The sequence below is a fragment of the Nocardiopsis sediminis genome (assembly GCF_042650565.1).
Lineage (GTDB): Bacteria > Actinomycetota > Actinomycetes > Streptosporangiales > Streptosporangiaceae > Nocardiopsis_B > Nocardiopsis_B sediminis.
In genome coordinates, this window is sequence record NZ_JBHSBH010000005.1 from 113,091 (window position 1) to 129,130 (window position 16,040).

A 16,040-nucleotide genomic window follows, 5' to 3' on the forward strand; every position below is an offset into this window, starting at 1 on the left:
GCGGCGCCCGCGCCGCGGGCGCCGGCCAGGGCCCGGCCCTACTCCTGGAGCACCGACAGGACGTTGCCCGCAGGGTCGGTGAACCACGCGATGAGCGGCCCGCCGCCCCGGTACACGCCCGTTTCGTCGATGTCGAAGCCCTCAGGGCGCTCGAACTCGACCCCGCGCTCGGCCAGCTCGGCCACCGCCGCGTCGATGTCGGGCACCGGGAAGTTCAGCACGGTGAAGGTCGCCGGGACGTGGTCCTTCTTGGGGTAGACGAAGACGTTGGCGCCGCCCGCCAGATGCAGCGCCAGGGATTCGTACTCCTCGGACGGGCTCGATACCCGCAGCCCCAGGGTCTCCGAGTAGAACTTGCGCGCGGCGGCGATGTCGTCGACCGAGAAACCACTGAAGGCGTTGCTGTTGGCGAACATGGACGCTCCTCCTCGTCCGGGCGGCGCGCTCGGGCGCGCGCCGCGGTGGCGACCGCGCCGGGTGCGGCGGCCGGCGCAAGAGGCACGGCTACCCGCTCCGGGGACGGTCACGCACACGGCCCCCGGACACCCTCCCGCGCCACCGGCACCCTCCGCGCCCCTATGACGCCGGGGCCCGGCGCCGCCACCCCTCCCGCGGCGGCCGGACCCCGGCCGGGCGCACGACCCGCCCGATCCGCCCCCTCACACCAGGCCCCGCCGGGGCGTAAGGAGCTCCCCCGATGACCGTGCGGAAGTGGACGAGGGCGGCCCTCCTGGCCGCACGGTGCCGGCCGGCCGGCAGGGTCGCCGTCGCGGCCGCATGCGCCGTCCTGGCGGCCGCCCCCGCTACGCCCGCTCTGGCGGAGCCCGCACCGGACACGTCCGCAGGTGCCGAGCCCGCGCCGGGCGCGTCCGCGGACGCCGAAGCCGACGCCGAGCCGCTGCCCGCGATCGGCGTCGCCCCCGACGGCGAGTGCGTGGCCACCTCGTCCACGGTGGTGGAGGAGGAGCCGTGGACCACCCCGCTGCTCGACCTGCCCCGGGCCTGGGAGCTGACCGAAGGGGCCGGAGCCACCGTCGCCATTCTCAGCAGCGGGATCGACGCGGAGACCGCCGCGGTGAGCCGGGCGCTGGCCGGCTCCGGCTCGGCCGACTGCCAGGGGTACGGGACCTTCCTGGCCGGGCTGGTCGCCGCCCGCCCGCAGCGCGGCAGCGGGCTCACCGGGGTGGCCCCGGCCGCACGCGTGATCGATGTCCCGGTGATGAACGACGCGGGACAGGCCACAGCGGGCGCCATCGCCAGCGGCATCGACACCGCCGTCAGCGAAGGCGCCGGGATCGTGCTGGTCGGCGCCGCGGTCGCCGAATCCAGCCGCGGGCTCAACGCGGCGGTGTCCGCCGCGGCCGAGGCCGACGCCCTGGTCGTGGCGCCCGCGACGGTCACCATCGACAACACCTCCGTCCCGGCGGCGCCCGGCAGCCACCCCTCTGCGGTCAGCGTGACCGCCGTGGGGGTCGAGGGCGCCCCGGTCGCGGCGTCCCCGGCGCTGGACGCCGACGGCGAGGCCGCGCGGGTGGACCTGACCGCCCCCGGCGACCTGGTCGTCAGCGTCGGCCCCGGGGGCGACGGCCACTTCGTCGGCTCCGGGGACGTCGTGGCGGCCGGGTTCGTCGCGGGCGCCGCCGCCCTGCTGCGCTCCTACGAACCCGAACTCCCGGCGCCGGCGGTCCGCGAACGGCTGCTCGCCACCGCCTACCCCTCGCCCTACGGTCCCGGCGACTCGATGCGCGGCAGCGGGCGGGTGGACCCGGTCGGCGCCCTCACCGCCGCCCCCGGCGGCGCCGACCGCGACGCAGCTCTGGGTTCGGCGTTCGTGCCCGACCCCGGTCCGGGCGACGTCTTCCTGCCGTCGACGATGGCGGTGGTGGGCGTCGCGACGGCGCTGATCCTCACCACCGTCGCCTTGGGCGTGCTGATCCCCCGGGGCCGCAAGCGCGCCTGGCGCGCCGCCCGCCCCGGGGAGCGCCGCGCGGCCGACCCCGAGCCCCAGCGCCCCTCCTGACCGGCGACCGGCGCGCCTGGAGCACCACCGGGTCCGTTCCGGCCGGCCCCAGGGCCGGCCGGAACGGGCCGGGGCCGTGTCAGGCCGCGGCCCGCATGTGCTCCCGTGCCCACTGCTCGAAGCCGGTGACGGGGATGCCGAGCTCCCGCGCGTACTCGGGACGGGCCGGCTGGCCGTTCACGTTCATCCACTCGTGCGAGGCGCCCATCGCGGGCATCCCCGCGGCGAAGGCCTCCGCCTCGGTCATATCGGGCGCGGACAGCGGCGTGCCCAGCACGCGGGAGAGGACCTCGGCGATCTCGGCCATCGACAGGTGCTCGCCGGCCAGCTCCAGCTCGACCCGGTCGAACCGCTCCGGCGCGGCGATGGCCGCGGCGGCGGCGGCGCCGATGTCGGCCACCGCCACGAGGGACAGCCGGGTCGTCGGCTTCAGGACGCTCACCAGCCCGCCCTCGATCCCGCGCGGGAAGAGGAACGCCATGGAGGGCAGGAAGTTCTCCATGAAGGTGCCCGGCTTGAGCAGCGTCCAGCGGGGGAAGCCGGCCGCGCGGAGCCGGTCCTGGATCGCGGCCTTGGCGCCGAGGGTGGGTTCCATCGAGGCCCAGCGGCCTTCGGCCCAGCCGGGGGCCTCGGTGTGCTGACCGGCACCGGCGACGGACGTGTGCACGAACTGCGGTACGCCAGCGGCCCTGGCGCCCTCGATGAGGTTGATGCCCTGGGCCACCTCTCCGTCGAAATCGAAGCCGTCGGGGGTCGGCTCGGGCATCTGCACGGAGAACACGGAGCGGGCGCCCTCGGCGGCCCGGACCACGGATTCGCGGTCGTGGAGATCGCCCGTGACCAGCTCGGCGCCGAGCGCCTCGACGGCCCTGGCGCGGGCGGTGGCGGGGTCGCGGACCAGGGCGCGGACGGGAACGCCCGCCGCGAGCAGGGCGCGGGCGGTGGCGCCGCCCTGCCGGCCGGTGGCGCCGGTGACCAGGACGGGGGCGGAACCGGTGGAGGGGTCAGTGGGCATGGTTCTCCTCGGGCAGTCTCAGCACAAACGGCGGGGCCCGCCGTTTATGCCACGATACGATATGGCGGGGCCCACCACTTAACCGGACCGGAGGTAACGCCATGCCCGCCCGTCAGCGCGCGGACGCCCGGCGCAACTACGCCCGCATCCTCGCCGTGGCCGAGGAGGAGGTCGCCACGCGCGGCGCCGACGCCTCCCTGGAACAGATCGCCCGCACCGCGGGCGTCGGCTCGGCGACCGTGCGCCGGCACTTCCCCACCCGCCGCGCACTGCTGGAGGCGGTGTCCCAGACGCAGATCGAGGCCCTGTGCGCCCGCGCCCGCGACCTGGCGGCGGGCGACGGCGACAGCCGGACCGCTCTGCTGGACTGGCTGGGCGACGTCGTCGCCTACTCCGCCTCCATCCGGGGGCTGGCGGCGGCGCTGGCCCACGACGGCGCCGGCCCGGACTCCCTGCACGAGAACTCCTGCACCGCGGCCCTGGAAGAGGCGGGGAATCCGCTGCTGCACCGCGCGATAGGGGACGGCGCGGTGCAGGCGGACGTCACCTTCGCCGAGCTGATCACCCTCGTCGTCGGTATCGCCCTTGCCACCGAGAGCCATCCCGATCCCGCCGCCCAGGCGGACCGGCTGTTCCGGTTGGCCGTAGCCGGGCTGAGCCCCGGGTGAGGCCGTTCTCGTAGGCGTAGGCGACCACCTGGAGCCGGTCGCGCAGGCCCAGCCTGCGCAGGATGGCCCCGACGTGGGTCTTCACCGTCGACTCGCTCAGGTGCAGCTCCCCGCCGATCTCGGCGTTGGACGCGCCCGTGACCACCGCCGCGAACACCTTGCGCTCGCGCTCGGTCAGCGCCGCGTACTCCGCCGGCACCGGCCGCAGGGCCTCACGCGGGGCGTCGAACAGCGCGGCCAGGTCGTGGGAGGCCAGCACCGTGTTGCCCGCGTACACGGTCCGCACCGCCTCACAGACGAACTCCGGGGTGCTGTCCTTGAGCAGCAGCCCGCTCGCCCCGAACCGGATCGCCTCCAGCGAATGCCGGTCCGGCTCCGGCCCGGTCAGCATGATGACCCGCGGCGCGGGCCCATCCACGTCGACGGCGTCCGCCAGCCGCCGCATGGCGTCCAGCCCATTGGCCGGGGGCAGCCACACGTCCATCAGCACGATGTCGGGCCGGGTCGCGCCGACGACGGCCAGCGCCTCATCGCCGTCGCCGGCCTCGCCGACCACGGTCATATCGTCTTGAGAGTCGACGATCAGGTGCAGGCCCGATCGGAACAGTCGCTGGCCGTCCGCGAGCACGACCCGGATAGGTGCATCACTCACGCACTACAGTCCAACCCATGCCGCTGCGGCACGGTCAAGCCCTGCCGCGGTGTCGCCCGCCACATCCGGGGGGCGTGGCCATCCGGGCGACGGGCCACGCGGGCCGGGGCCCGGCGCCGACGGCGGGTCAGCGCTCCAGTGCGCGGACGGCCTCCAGGTAGGCGGCGATGGCGTCGCGGTTGCGGGTCAGGAACCGGACGCGCTCGGTCATCTTGTCGCGCTCCTGCTCCAGGAGGGCGAGCATCTCCGGCGTGGCGTCGGTGAAGTGGATGGTCCGGGGCTTGTCCAGGCAGGGGAGGATCTGCTTGATGATCCGGGTGGGCAGGCCGGCGTCGAGCAGGCCGCGGATCTGTACGACCCGGTCCACGTTGTCGCCGCTGTAGTCGCGGTAGCCGTTGGGGAGCCGGGCGGCGACGATCAGCCCCTGCTCCTCGTAGTAGCGCAGGAGCCGCCGGGGCGTGCCCGTGCGCTCCGACAGCTCGCCGATCCGCATATGTGACCGCCCTCTCACCCCGCGGCTTTGACCTTCACATCTGTGTGATGGTTCGAGCATATGCGGCATGCGCAACGAAACCACATCCCGGGCCGCCCGCGAGGCGGCGCCCCAGGGAGGCGGGCTGCCGCTGCCCGCACTCCTGGCGCTGGCCACGGCCGTCTTCATCACCAGCCTGACCGAGACGCTGCCCGCGGGCGTGCTGCCCGCGATGAGCGCCGACATCGGCGTCGGCGAATCCGCGATGGGGCAGGCGGTGACGGTCTACGCCGTGGGGACCGCGTTCACCGCCATCCCGCTGTCCGCCGCCACGTCCGGGTGGCGGCGCAAGCGGCTGCTGCTGACGGCGATGGCCGCCTTCGCCGCCGCCAACACGGTCACCGCGTTCTCCTCGGACTACCTGCTGACCATGGGGGCCCGGTTCGCCGCCGGGGTGGCGGCCGGGCTGGCCTGGGCGCTGCTGGCGGGCTATGCGCGCCGCATGGTCCCCGCCCGCCTGCACGGGCGCGGTGGCGATCGTCATGGCCGGCGTCCCGGTCGCCCTGTCGCTGGGGGTGCCCGCGGGGACGTTCCTCGGCGCGGCGCTGGGCTGGCGGACCACGTTCTCGGTCATGACGGTCCTCGCCGTCGTGCTCATCGCCTGGATCACCGCAACGGTGCCGGACTTCCCGGGGCAGCGGCAGGGCGGGCGCATCCCGGTCCCGCGGACGCTGGCCGTCCCCGGCGTGGCACCGGTCCTGCTCGTCACCCTGGTCTTCGTGCTGGCCCACACCGTCCTCTACACCTACATCGCCGCGTTCCTGGGCGGGGTCGGCATGGGCGGCTCCGTCGACCTCGTGCTGCTGGCCTTCGGCGTCGCCTCCCTGGCGAGCATCTTGTTCACCGGCGCCCACATCGACCGCCGGCTGCGAGCGCTCACCATCGCGGGCACCGTCCTGGTCGCCGCGGCGGCCACCCTGCTGGCGGTGGCGGCCGGCACCCCGTCCCTGGTCTATGCGGCGGCGGTGCTGTGGGGCCTCGGCTGGGGCGGAGCCCCCACCCTCCTCCAGACCGCGGCGGCCGACGCAGGGGGCGAGGCGGCCGACACCGCACAGGCCATGCTCGTCACACTCTGGAACGCGGCAATGGCCGGCGGCGGTGTCGCCGGCGGACTACTGCTGGGACTCCTCGGCCCCGCCGCCCTCCCGTGGAGCGTGCTCACCCTGCTCGCCCCGGTCCTGGCCGTCGTACTCGCCGCCCGGACCCACGGCTTCCCCACTCGCCGCCCGGACGCGTCCGGCTGACCTGCCGCGACGCCCGGTGCGGGTGAGGGGTCAAGGGTTCGCGGTGGAATCCCGGTGCGGGTGCGGGCACCAGTCCCGGCCTCCCGCGCAGTAGCCGGGTGGGAGGGGGCGGGGTTCGGGGACGTCGAAGGCCGTCCGGAAGGGGGCGCGGGCGGTGTCGTCGTCGCCCAGGACGGCGAAGACCACGTGTTCGAAGACGCCCGCGAAGGCGCCGTGCAGGTGGTGGGCGAAGGCGCCGGCGACCTCGGAGGGGTGGTTGCCGAAGACGCCGCAGCCCCATGCGCCCAGGACCAGCCGGGTGTGCCCGTGGTGCGCGGCCACGGCGAGCACGCCGCCGGCGCGTGAACGCAGCGCCGCGGGGATCCGGTGCGCCTCCTCGGGGGTGTTGCGCTCGATCATGCGCCGGTTGGGTGCGGCCGAGGTCAGGAACGCCACCGGGAAGGGATCGGCCAGCCAGCGACCGGTGTCGGTGCGGAAGACCGGCACCCGCGGGGCGTAGATGACCTGGTCGGTGTAGAGCAGGCTGCGCTCTCGGCGGTGGGTGTCGTAGAACTCCGGGCAGCGCACCAGGGCGTCGTAGAGGGCGCTGGAGCGGGCCAGGCTCTCCTCTTGGGCGCGTGCGCCGTTGACGACGCCGCCCCCGGGGTTGCGTGCGGAGGCGAAGTTCAGCGCCGCGACGTCGGCGGCGGCCCCGCCGTCGCCGTCCCTTCGCGCGCCCGGACCGCCGTCGCCATCGCGGTCCGTTCCCGCGGGCTTCCCGGTATCGGCGCCGGTGCCGTCGTCCGCGTGGCCCGTAGCCGCGGCGGCGAGCCGGGCCGCCGCTTGGAGGGTGCTCTCGCCGGTCACCTCGAACCGGGTGGTGTGCGCGGCCGCGGGGACCGACAGGCGGTGGACCTCCGCGGCCGGGTACAGCCGCGTTCCCGCGCGCATGGCGGCGAGGTGGCCGGAGATGTCGGCCTCCACCCCCTCGGCCGCATACCACCCGCGGGTGAACGCTTCGCGGGTCTGCTGCCACCTGGCTCGCATCATCTTGGACACGGCCCACCCCCTCTCGCCGTCGCGGCCTTCTGCGTCGTCGACGAACGCTAGCGGCGGGCCCGGCGCGGCGACAACGGTTTTTCGACGTTCCACCCTCCCCCGCGGCTCGCCGCCGGTCCACGGTGCGGACCAGCGGGCGGGCTCCCCAAGGGCGAGGAGAGTGATCTTGATCATCCTGGAGCGCGCCGCGGACCCGCCCGAGGCGGGCGGAGGGGCGGCCCGCGAGCCGAAACCGCGGGGAGTGACCGGCCGTCCGCCGGGTGGACGGCCGGGGCGGGGTTGCCAAACGCGCGCCGTCATTGGTAGGGCTGAGTTCACAGATTCACTTAGTTACGCTAACGAACTCTCTCGCGGCGGCCGCGCCGCATCCGAGGTTTGAAAGGTCGGTTCACCCGGTGAATTGGTTCGTCCGTGTCCTGATACACGGGACCCTGTTCCACGGATCGCTCGCCACCATCCGTCCCGTCATCTCCTACCGGGCGCTGGACATCGGGCTCGGGCCGGTGTGGCTCGGCGTCTTCAGCGCCGCGTTCTCGCTCCTCCCCCTGTTCGTCGCGATCCCCATCGGGCGCTGGGTGGACCTGCACGACGAACGCCCCGCCTACCTCACCGGCAGCGCGCTGGTCACCGCATCGGCGGTCGGCCTCGCCTTCGCCTACACCCCCTGGGCCATCATGCTCTGCGCGGCGGCCGCCGGTGTAGGGCTGATCCTGGCGATGGTGGCGGCGCAGGCCATGATCGCCAACCGCTCCCCCCGTTCGACCTTCGACTCGCGCTTCGGCCTGTTCGCCCTCGCCGGGTCAATGGGCCAGCTCCTCGGCCCGCTCTTACTCTCGGGGCTCGCCGCCACCGAGCCCGCGTCGCTCACCCTCACCGCCTTCCTCGGCACCGCGGTCGCCGCGGGCGCCTCCCTCATCTCCCTCATCGGCATGCCCGCCCCGGAACGGCAACGCCGCACCGGCGCGGAGGGCGGCCCGCCCCGCCGCCACGGCGTCCTGGAGGTCCTGCGCGAACCCGGCGTCACCCCCGCGATCTTCGCGAGCCTCATGGTGCTCGCCGCCATCGACGTCACCATCGTCTACCTGCCCGCCTTCGGCGAGGAGCACGGCATCTCGGCCGCGACCGTCAGCCTGCTGCTGGCCATACGCGCCGGCGCCTCGGTCGTGTCGCGGGCGTTCCTGGGCTTCGCGGTCGCGCGCGCCGGGCGGCATGCGGTCCTCTTCGCCAGCCTCATCCTGTCGGCCGTCTGCGTCGCCTCCCTGTCCGTGCCGATGCCGGTGTGGGGGCTGGCGGTCGCCCTGGCCGTCGCGGGGCTGGGGCTGGGCATCGGCCAGCCGCTGACCATGGCCTGGGTCGCCGACGCCGCCGCACCCGAGGCCCGCGGCACGGCCATGGCGCTGCGGATGTCCGGCAACCACCTGGGGCAGACCGTGCTCCCGCTGGCCGCGGGCGCAGTGGCCGGCGGGCTGGGGGTGACCGCGATCTTCGCGTCCTTCGGCGCGGGACTGGCGGCCACCGCGGCGGCGATGCGGCGGCCCCGTCCCCGGTCCTGACGACGGCGGGGGGCGTAGGGTGGCCCCGGCGATGGACCACACCGCGGCGCCCGGCCGGACCCCCTGCGCGCCCCGGTCGCGCGGCCGCGCGCCGCAGCCGCCCCTCGCCCCCTGGAACTCCGCACGACCCGATGGGGAACCCGTGTCTCAGCCTCCGTACCCGCAGCAGCCCCATGGCCCGCACCGGCAGCCGCCCCCCGGCCCCGGCCAGGCGGCGCAGGCGGCGCCGTGGGGCGCACCCCCGCGCCCCTATGCCGGCCGCCACTCGGCCCCCGCCCCCGCTCCCGCGCCGGCACCTGCCCCACAGGCGTGGCAGCAGCCGCAGGCCGCACCGCAGCACCCCGGCCAGTGGCAGCAGGGCCCCGCTCCCCGGCCCCAGCAGCACCCCGGCGGCCAGTGGCCGGCGCCAATGCCGCAGCCGCAGCCGCACGGGGTCGCGCCGGTCCCGGGCGGCGGGCAGGCCCACGGCGGCGCGCAGCCCCCGGCAGCGGTCGCGCCCGTGGCGGCGCAGTACGGGCTCGGCGGGTTCGTCCGCACCTTCGAGACGCCCGGGCCGCTGATGGGGGTCCTCACGGCCTTCGGCACGCTGGCCGCCGTGATCCTGATCGAGGTGCTGCTGATCGTCTTCACCGACCACTACGTCATCGGCGGCTTCCTCTTCTTCGCGGTCATCTACGCCTTCATCTACATGTTCAAGACGTTCTTCGCCTCGGGCCAGGAGGTGCACCTGTTCACCGACGGCCTGGTGGCCGTCCGCGGCGGCGCACCCACACCCCTCCACTTCGGCCGGGTGGCATCGGTCCGCCTGGTCAAGGAGAGCCGGGTCCTGACCGGGCACGACGGGACCTCGGTCACGCTGCCGGCAATGCTCAAGGACAAGGAGGAGCTGTTCCGGGCGGTCGACGGACTCGGCCGGCGCTGACCGGCCACCGCGCCCCCGGCGGGCGAGGCGGAGATCCGCGCCGCCGAGGAGCGGCTCGGGGTGCGGCTGCCGCCGACCTACCGGAACTTCCTGCTGGCCAGCAATGGCTGGAGCACCCTCTCCTACGCGGTCGACCTGTACCCGGTCGCCGACATCGGGTGGTTCCCCGACGTGGCCCCCCAGGTCTTCGACGCGTGGTCGGACCCCGGTGAGGACCCCGACGGCCTGATCCCGCTGCTGGAGCGGTCGCTGCTGATCGCCGACGACGACGGCGGCAGCGGCCACCACCTCATGCTGCACGCCGACAGCGTCGCGGACAATGGCGAGTGGACCGCCTACGAGTGGTGGCCCGGCGACGGGATCGAGCCCGAGCCCTACGACGACTTCGCCACACTGGTGACCGCCCTGTGGAATCACCACACCCGGCGCGAGCAGTAGCCCCGCCGCCCGTCGACGGCCCGGGCCGCTCCGCAGTGAGATCCCCGAGAGGCACAGGGGCGGCGCCCACGTGCGGACGCCGCCCCACCGCCTCAGAGGCGGCCGTTGACCAGCACGGGGACGGTGTCGCGCGCGGCCAGTGCCGCGGCCGGGTCGATGTCGGCCACCAGCAGGCCTGGCGCCGCGCCCAGCTCCTCGGCGGTGCGGCCCATCGGGGTGATCACGGCGCTGTGCCCGATGCCGCGCGGTGCGGGGCCGGTGACCTCCTCGCCCACGGCGGCGGGGTCGGCCTGGCCGCAGGCCAGGATCCAGGAGGTGGAGTCCAGCGCCCGGGCGCGGGTCAGCAGCCGCCACTGCTCGGCCTTGCCCTCGCCCGCGCCCCACGACGCGCACACCACGGTGGCGACGGCCCCTTCCGCCCCCAGGCGGCGGAACAGCTCGGGGAACCGGACGTCGTAGCAGGTCGCCAGGCCGATGCGGACGCCGTCGACCTCGATGGACACCGGCGCCTCCCCCGGTTCGACGGAGTCGGACTCGCGGTAGCCGAAGGCGTCGAACACGTGGATCTTGCGGTACTCGGCCTCGACGCCCTCCCCCGTCGCCAGCAGCACGTTGCGGACCCGGCCGTCGGGGGCGGGGGTGAACATCCCCGCCACCACGACGACGCCGGCCTCGGCGGCGATCGCCCGCACCGCGGTGGCCCAGGGCCCGTCCAGCGGTTCGGCGACGGGCGCCAGCGGCACTCCGAAGCGGACCATGGCCGCCTCAGGGAAGACCGCCACGCGCGCGCCCACCTCGGCTGCCTCGCGCACCCCCGCCCGGATCAGCTCCAGGTTGGCGGCGGGGTCGTCGGTGGAGCACATCTGGCTCAGTGCGATCCGCATGGGCGCGTCCTTCCGTCCGTGTCGTCCCGGGGTCCGGGCTGGAATACTAGAGTGCTGCATACAGATTGTGTACAAGAGGAGGGCCAGTGGTGCCTGTGCCGGCGTCCGGGAGGGACCGCGCCTACGCGTATCTCAAGGACACCTACCTGGCGGACCCGGAGTGCCAGGGGCGGTTCATCAACGAGCAGGAGATCGCCGACCGCATCGGGGTGTCGCGCACGCCCATCCGCGAGGCGCTGTTCCAGCTCTCCGCCGAGGACCTGGTGCAGCTGATCCCCAAGCGCGGCGCCTATGTGGCCCCCCTGACCGGGCGCGAGATCCGCGAGCTGATGGAGCTGCGCGGCATGGTCGAGCGCCACGCCGCCGGCTCGGTGCTGGCCGCCGGAGCGGCCCCGCTCGACGCCATGCGCGCGGCGCTGGCCGAGCAGCACGCGCTGTGCTCCGGCGACCGCGGGCGCGAGTTCATCGACTGGGACCAGCGCTTCCACTTCGCCCTGGTCGAGGCGGCCGGCAACGACATGCTCTCCAAGCTCTACAGCGGGCTGCGCGCCCGCCAGGTGCGGGCCGGGGTCGTGGCGCTGTTCTCCACCCCCGACCGGCACCGGGCGGTCCTGCGCGAGCACGAGGAGATCGTGCGGGCGCTGGCCGACGGCGACACCGGCGCCGCGCACCGCGCGATCACCGGCCACCTCGACTCCACGCTCCGGGTCCTGCTGGACTCCTGAACCGCCCGCCGTCGGCGTGATCACGCCGACGGCGACGGCCCCGGCGCGGCGGCGGCCTCCAGCACCTCGTCGTCCTCCTCGGGCACCGGGTTGCGGCCCAGCAGCAGCCCGATCACCGTCAGCACGACGGTGACGGTGATGTAGACCGACAGCGGGACCCAGGTGCCGAAGCGGGCGAGCAGGAAGGTGAACAGCAGCGGGGCGATGGCGCCGCCGATGACGCCGGCCAGCGTGTAGGCCATCGAGCTGCCGCTGCTGCGCAGCCGCGGGTGGAACTGCTCGGCGACGAACGCGGCCTGCGGGCCGTACATCAGCGAGTGCAGGATGAGCCCGACCACGATGCCGCCCGCCAGCACCGCGAACGAGCCGCCCGAGATCAGCGGGAAGAACACGAACGCCCACACCGCCGCGCCGACCGCGGCGGCGCCGTAGAGCAGCCGCCGGTTGACGATGTCGGAGAGCCACCCGGCGAACGGGATCACGAACACCTGCACCGAGGAGCCGATGAGCACGGCGGCCAGCGCGGTCCCCGACTCCAGCCCGAGCTCCTGGGTGGCGTAGGTGAGCACGAACACCGTGAACAGCGCGTAGACGACGTCGGGGGCGACGCGGCTGAGGATGGCGGCGATCAGCTGGCGGGGCTGCTCGCGGAACACGTCGCGGATCGGCGCGGCCGAGCGCTCGCCCTCCTGCTCCATCGCCTGGAAGACCGGGGTCTCCTCCAGCTTGGCGCGGATCCACAGTCCGAAGACCACCAGCACGCCTGACAGCAGGAACGCCACGCGCCAGCCCCAGGAGAGGAACTGGTCCTCGGTCAGCACCAGGCCGAGCAGGGCGAGCACGCCGTTGGCCATGAGGTTGCCTGCGGGCGGGCCGACCTGGGCGGCGGAGGCGAAGAAGCCGCGTTTGCGCGGGTCGCCGAACTCGCTGGACAGCAGCACCGCGCCGCCCCATTCGCCGCCGACGCCCACGCCCTGGGCGAAGCGCAGCAGCACGAGCAGGACCGCCGCGGTCGGCCCGATGTTGTCGTAGGTGGGCAGCAGGCCGATGAGGAACGTGGCGACGCCGATGAGCATGAGGGTGCTGATCAGCACCTTCTTGCGGCCGATCACGTCGCCGAGCCGGCCGAACACGAACCCGCCCAGCGGGCGGGCGATGTAGCCGATGGCGTAGGTGGAGAACGCCAGCAGCGTGGCGGCCAGCGGGTCGTGGCTGGGGAAGAAGAGCTGCCCCAGGACCAGGGCCGATGCGGCGGAGTAGACCGCGAAGTCGTACCACTCCAGCGCGGTGCCGGAGAGGCTGGCGACGAAGGCGCGGACCACGTCCCCCCGTGCCGGACGCAGCGGCGTGGGCGCCGGTCCCCCTGTGTGTGCCATATGTGTCACCTGCTGTCTTCCGTGATTGCGACCTCGTCGGTATATTGCTCGTATACAAGACGTATGCGCAAGTACGGGGAGTGGATTTGACCATCCTGAAACTAGAACTCAACGATGGGACCGCGGTCGAGGTCGCGGTCGAGGCCCTGCTGAACGGCGGCTACGCCGGGCGCAGCCAGGAGGATGTGCGCGCGCACGTCGCCGAGCTCGCCGAGCTGGGGGTCCCCGCTCCCACCGTCACCCCCGCCCTGTACCCGGTCTCGCCCTACCTCGCCCAGCAGACCGATGAGGTCGCCGTCCAGCACGGGCGGACCTCCGGTGAAGCCGAATGGGCGCTGGTCGTGGCCGGACCCGAGCCCGAGGACCTGCTGCTCACCGTCGCCTGCGACCACACCGACCGCGCCCTTGAGGTGCACGGCGTCGCCTGGAGCAAGAACGCGAGCCCCGACGTGATCGGCGCGCGCGCCTGGCGCCTCACCGACGTCGCCGACCGTATCGACGAGCTGACCCTCACCGCCTGGGTCGGCGACACCGAGGCCGGCACCGAGATCCAGCGCGGCACCCTCGCCGAGCTCCTGACCCCCGACGCCTGGGCGGAGATCCTGCGCGAACGCGGCCTCCTTCAGCCCGGCACGGTCCTGCTCTCGGGCACGATCCCCATGCACGAGGGCGTCGACCAGTTCGCAGGCGCCTGGCGCGTCGAGCTGGGCGACCCCCGCACCGGCGACACCATCGGCGTCGGCTACACCGTCCGGCAGATGCCCGACCCCATCGGCTGACGTCCGCCGGTCCGCCCGCACGCCGGCCCGCGGTGGCCAGGTACGCCCGTGTCCCGCGCCCCCTTGGGGTGCGGGACACGGGCGTTCAGGGCGGGTCAGCCCGCGTTCTTGAGGCGGCGGATCAGTTCCTCGGTGAACGCGCCGGTGGAGGTGGTGCCGCCCAGGTCGGGGGTGCGCACGTCGGAGTTCGCCAGCACGTCGGCGATGGCGGCCACCACCTGGCGGCCGGCCTCCGGGTGGCCCAGGTGGTCGAGCATCATCGCGGCCGACCAGATCGCGCCGATGGGGTTGGCGATCCCGCGCCCGACGATGTCGGGGGCCGAGCCGTGCACCGGTTCGAACATCGAGGGGAACTCGCGCTCGGGGTTGAGGTTGGCCGAGGGGGCGATGCCGATGCTGCCGCCCACCGCCGCCGCGAGGTCGCTGAGGATGTCGCCGAACAGGTTGGACCCCACGATGACGTCGAAGTGCCCCGGGCGCAGCACCAGCTTGGCGGCGAGCGCGTCGATGTGCTCCTGCTCCCATTCGACACCGGGGAAGGACGCCGCGCGCTCGGCGACCAGCTCGTCCCAGAACGGCAGCGTGTGCACGATCCCGTTGGACTTGGTGGCCGACGTGACCCGGCCGCGCCGCTGCCCGGCCAGGGTGAAGGCGTAGTCCACGACGCGGGTGACCCCGGTGCGGGTGAACACCGCCTGCTGCACGGCCATCTCATCGGGGAAGCCCCGGTTCATCCGGCCGCCGATCTCGCTGTACTCGCCCTCGCTGTTCTCGCGGACGACGACCATGTCGATGCCGCGGGCGTCGCGCAGCGGGCTGTCGATCCCGTCGAAGACCCGGACCGGCCGCAGGTTCACGTACTGGCGGAAGGCCCGCCGGATGGGGATGAGCAGGCCCCACAGCGACACGTGGTCGGGGACCCCCGGGAAGCCGACCGCTCCCAGCAGCACGGCGTCGTGGCCGCGCAGCCGCTCCAGCCCGTCGTCGGGCATCATCGCGCCTTCGCGCAGGTAGGTCTCGCACGACCAGTCCAGCGGGGTGCGGGAGAACTCGATGCCGTGGGCCGCGCCCACGGCATCGAGCACCTCCAGCGCGGCGGGGGTGACCTCGTGCCCGATCCCGTCTCCCGGGATCACGGCGATGGAATGCTTCGTCATGGTCCCGATTACAGCAACACCGCACGTGCGGCGTCCAAGACGGCGCCGCGATCCGCCTTATAGGTAGCACCTATCAGGGGCATCGGCGGCCAGCGCGAGGGAGAGGAACGCCGCCGTGGCGGGCGTGAGCGGGCCCGACCGGCTGACCAGGGCCAGGTGCAGGAACGCGGGCGGGTCCAGGTCGAGCACCACCGCGCCCGCCCGCGCCGCGAGCGGGCGCCAGGCCTCGGCGACCACGGCGATCCCCACCCCCTTGAGCACGAGCGGGAGCACCGCTTCGCGGTGCCCGGACTCCACCGCGATGGTCAGGTCCACGCCGGACGCCCGGATCTCCTCGGTCAGCCGGTGGATCCCCGTCCCCGGCTCGCCCACGATCAGCCGCTGCCCGGCCAGGCGCTCCCTTGGCAGCGCCGTCCCCGGTTCGAACGGGCCGCCGGGCGGTGCGAGGACCACGAACCGCTGCCGTTCGACCGGGTGCAGCCGCACGCCCGCGGCCACCGGCAGCTCCCGGGCCGACAGCAGGCCCAGCTCGGAGGCGCCGGTGCGCACGGCGTCGACCACCGCCTGCGGGACGGCCGCCGCGCGCACCGTCAGGCCCACCCCCGGGTGGCGGGCGGCGAACGTCTCGGCCATGCTGCTCAGCGGCTCCACCGCGGGCGACGGCATGGAGGTGATGACGACCCGGCCGGTGCGCAGCCCGCGGACGGCCTCGACGCTGGCGCGGGCGGCATCCAGGCTGCGCACCGCCTCGCGTGCGGGCTCGATCAGCGCGTGGCCCTCCTCGGTGAGGACCGCGCGCCGCCCGATCCGGTGGAACAGCGGGCCGCCGAGGTCCTTCTCCAGGGAGCGGATCGCCTGCGACAGCGACGGCTGGGCGATGAACAGCGCCCGGGAGGCGCGGTTGAACCCCCCGTGGTCGACCACGGCGAGGAAGTACTCCAGCTGTCGCACGTCCACCCCTGGGCCCCCGTCCCGCACGAGCCCGGCGGCCCATCGTGTTCACCGGTCCCAGCGTCGCACGCGGCCCCGGCCGGGGC

16 protein-coding genes and 2 pseudogenes are annotated in these 16,040 nt (G+C 74.4%); 9 read left to right on the plus strand and 9 right to left on the minus strand.

All coding sequences use genetic code 11. The annotated features are described in order from the left end of the window. Nucleotides 1–38 precede the first annotated feature (38 nt). Nucleotides 39–416, minus strand: coding sequence for a VOC family protein (locus ACFOVU_RS07860; protein ID WP_378531337.1), 378 nt, complete (start codon nucleotides 414–416; stop codon nucleotides 39–41). A 281-nt stretch (nucleotides 417–697) separates the two neighbouring features. On the opposite strand from ACFOVU_RS07860, the gene ACFOVU_RS07865 reads away from it, so the two are divergent. Next, nucleotides 698–2,020 (plus strand): S8 family serine peptidase, encoded by a 1,323-nt coding sequence (locus ACFOVU_RS07865; protein WP_378531339.1) that lies wholly within the window; start codon nucleotides 698–700, stop codon nucleotides 2,018–2,020. A gap of 79 nt (nucleotides 2,021–2,099) precedes the next feature. On the opposite strand, the gene ACFOVU_RS07870 is transcribed toward ACFOVU_RS07865, so the two are convergent. Continuing rightward, nucleotides 2,100–3,035 carry an NmrA family NAD(P)-binding protein gene (locus ACFOVU_RS07870; RefSeq protein WP_378531341.1) on the minus strand — a complete coding sequence of 312 codons (936 nt, stop codon included), beginning with the start codon at nucleotides 3,033–3,035 and terminating at the stop codon, nucleotides 2,100–2,102. A 101-nt stretch (nucleotides 3,036–3,136) separates the two neighbouring features. Between ACFOVU_RS07870 and ACFOVU_RS07875 the strand changes: the two genes are divergently transcribed. Continuing rightward, the gene (locus ACFOVU_RS07875) at nucleotides 3,137–3,703 is read left to right on the plus strand and encodes a TetR/AcrR family transcriptional regulator (RefSeq protein WP_378531343.1); all 567 of its coding nucleotides are present in this window, start codon (nucleotides 3,137–3,139) and stop codon (nucleotides 3,701–3,703) included. Here ACFOVU_RS07875 and ACFOVU_RS07880 read toward each other — a convergent pair. Both ACFOVU_RS07880 and ACFOVU_RS07885 read right to left on the minus strand, forming a co-directional pair. Further along, on the minus strand, nucleotides 3,597–4,355 hold the full coding sequence (locus ACFOVU_RS07880; protein ID WP_378531345.1) for a response regulator: 759 nt from the start codon (nucleotides 4,353–4,355) through the stop codon (nucleotides 3,597–3,599). The genes ACFOVU_RS07875 and ACFOVU_RS07880 overlap by 107 nt on opposite strands. Nucleotides 4,356–4,482: 127 nt before the next feature. Further along, nucleotides 4,483–4,848 (minus strand): MerR family transcriptional regulator, encoded by a 366-nt coding sequence (locus tag ACFOVU_RS07885; protein WP_378531347.1) that lies wholly within the window; start codon nucleotides 4,846–4,848, stop codon nucleotides 4,483–4,485. A 67-nt stretch (nucleotides 4,849–4,915) separates the two neighbouring features. On the opposite strand from ACFOVU_RS07885, the pseudogene ACFOVU_RS07890 reads away from it, so the two are divergent. Next, nucleotides 4,916–5,251: pseudogene (locus ACFOVU_RS07890) on the plus strand (MFS transporter); the annotation flags it as partial. Between the two features lie 67 nt (nucleotides 5,252–5,318). Then, nucleotides 5,319–6,131, plus strand: coding sequence for an MFS transporter (locus ACFOVU_RS07895; protein WP_378531349.1), 813 nt, complete (start codon nucleotides 5,319–5,321; stop codon nucleotides 6,129–6,131). A gap of 30 nt (nucleotides 6,132–6,161) precedes the next feature. Here the strand turns inward: ACFOVU_RS07895 and ACFOVU_RS07900 are convergent, their stop codons facing one another. Then, entirely contained in the window at nucleotides 6,162–7,160 is a 999-nt protein-coding gene (locus tag ACFOVU_RS07900) for a TIGR02452 family protein (RefSeq protein ID WP_378531604.1), read from the minus strand. A gap of 404 nt (nucleotides 7,161–7,564) precedes the next feature. On the opposite strand from ACFOVU_RS07900, the gene ACFOVU_RS07905 reads away from it, so the two are divergent. From ACFOVU_RS07905 to ACFOVU_RS07915, 3 genes and pseudogenes are all read left to right on the plus strand, one after another. Beyond that, nucleotides 7,565–8,722, plus strand: a complete 1,158-nt coding sequence (locus ACFOVU_RS07905; protein WP_378531350.1) for an MFS transporter — start codon at nucleotides 7,565–7,567, stop codon at nucleotides 8,720–8,722. Between the two features lie 142 nt (nucleotides 8,723–8,864). Then, the gene (locus tag ACFOVU_RS07910) at nucleotides 8,865–9,644 is read left to right on the plus strand and encodes a hypothetical protein (RefSeq protein WP_378531352.1); all 780 of its coding nucleotides are present in this window, start codon (nucleotides 8,865–8,867) and stop codon (nucleotides 9,642–9,644) included. A 27-nt stretch (nucleotides 9,645–9,671) separates the two neighbouring features. Further along, nucleotides 9,672–10,082: pseudogene (locus tag ACFOVU_RS07915) on the plus strand (SMI1/KNR4 family protein); the annotation flags it as partial. A 92-nt stretch (nucleotides 10,083–10,174) separates the two neighbouring features. On the opposite strand, the gene ACFOVU_RS07920 reads toward ACFOVU_RS07915, so the two are convergent. Next, the gene (locus tag ACFOVU_RS07920; protein ID WP_378531353.1) at nucleotides 10,175–10,966 is read right to left on the minus strand and encodes a carbon-nitrogen hydrolase family protein; all 792 of its coding nucleotides are present in this window, start codon (nucleotides 10,964–10,966) and stop codon (nucleotides 10,175–10,177) included. Nucleotides 10,967–11,055: 89 nt separating this feature from the next. Here ACFOVU_RS07920 and ACFOVU_RS07925 point away from each other — a divergent pair, with 89 nt between their 5' ends. Further along, complete coding sequence (locus tag ACFOVU_RS07925) at nucleotides 11,056–11,691, plus strand: GntR family transcriptional regulator (protein WP_378531355.1); 636 nt, start codon at nucleotides 11,056–11,058, stop codon at nucleotides 11,689–11,691. Between the two features lie 20 nt (nucleotides 11,692–11,711). Here the strand turns inward: ACFOVU_RS07925 and ACFOVU_RS07930 are convergent, their stop codons facing one another. Then, entirely contained in the window at nucleotides 11,712–13,067 is a 1,356-nt protein-coding gene (locus ACFOVU_RS07930) for an MFS transporter (protein WP_378531357.1), read from the minus strand. An 80-nt stretch (nucleotides 13,068–13,147) separates the two neighbouring features. On the opposite strand from ACFOVU_RS07930, the gene ACFOVU_RS07935 reads away from it, so the two are divergent. Beyond that, a complete protein-coding gene (locus tag ACFOVU_RS07935) occupies nucleotides 13,148–13,846 on the plus strand; it encodes a DUF2848 domain-containing protein (RefSeq protein ID WP_378531359.1) in 699 nt (232 codons plus the stop codon). A 95-nt stretch (nucleotides 13,847–13,941) separates the two neighbouring features. Here the strand turns inward: ACFOVU_RS07935 and ACFOVU_RS07940 are convergent, their stop codons facing one another. Next, nucleotides 13,942–15,003, minus strand: coding sequence for a tartrate dehydrogenase (locus tag ACFOVU_RS07940; RefSeq protein ID WP_378531361.1), 1,062 nt, complete (start codon nucleotides 15,001–15,003; stop codon nucleotides 13,942–13,944). Nucleotides 15,004–15,060: 57 nt separating this feature from the next. After that, nucleotides 15,061–15,960 (minus strand): LysR family transcriptional regulator, encoded by a 900-nt coding sequence (locus ACFOVU_RS07945; protein WP_378531363.1) that lies wholly within the window; start codon nucleotides 15,958–15,960, stop codon nucleotides 15,061–15,063. Nucleotides 15,961–16,040: the final 80 nt, after the last annotated feature.

What these genes read in the sequence shown, in the direction of transcription:
- ACFOVU_RS07860 (WP_378531337.1), bottom strand. Translation starts at nt 416, where the DNA reads ATGTTCGCCAACAGCAACGCCTTCAGTGGTTTCTCGGTCGACGACATC.
- ACFOVU_RS07865 (WP_378531339.1), top strand. Translation starts at nt 698, where the DNA reads ATGACCGTGCGGAAGTGGACGAGGGCGGCCCTCCTGGCCGCACGGTGC.
- ACFOVU_RS07870 (WP_378531341.1), bottom strand. Translation starts at nt 3,035, where the DNA reads ATGCCCACTGACCCCTCCACCGGTTCCGCCCCCGTCCTGGTCACCGGC.
- ACFOVU_RS07875 (WP_378531343.1), top strand. Translation starts at nt 3,137, where the DNA reads ATGCCCGCCCGTCAGCGCGCGGACGCCCGGCGCAACTACGCCCGCATC.
- ACFOVU_RS07885 (WP_378531347.1), bottom strand. Translation starts at nt 4,848, where the DNA reads ATGCGGATCGGCGAGCTGTCGGAGCGCACGGGCACGCCCCGGCGGCTC.
- ACFOVU_RS07895 (WP_378531349.1), top strand. Translation starts at nt 5,319, where the DNA reads ATGCGCGCCGCATGGTCCCCGCCCGCCTGCACGGGCGCGGTGGCGATC.
- ACFOVU_RS07900 (WP_378531604.1), bottom strand. Translation starts at nt 7,160, where the DNA reads ATGATGCGAGCCAGGTGGCAGCAGACCCGCGAAGCGTTCACCCGCGGG.
- ACFOVU_RS07920 (WP_378531353.1), bottom strand. Translation starts at nt 10,966, where the DNA reads ATGCGGATCGCACTGAGCCAGATGTGCTCCACCGACGACCCCGCCGCC.
- ACFOVU_RS07930 (WP_378531357.1), bottom strand. Translation starts at nt 13,067, where the DNA reads ATGGCACACACAGGGGGACCGGCGCCCACGCCGCTGCGTCCGGCACGG.
- ACFOVU_RS07940 (WP_378531361.1), bottom strand. Translation starts at nt 15,003, where the DNA reads ATGACGAAGCATTCCATCGCCGTGATCCCGGGAGACGGGATCGGGCAC.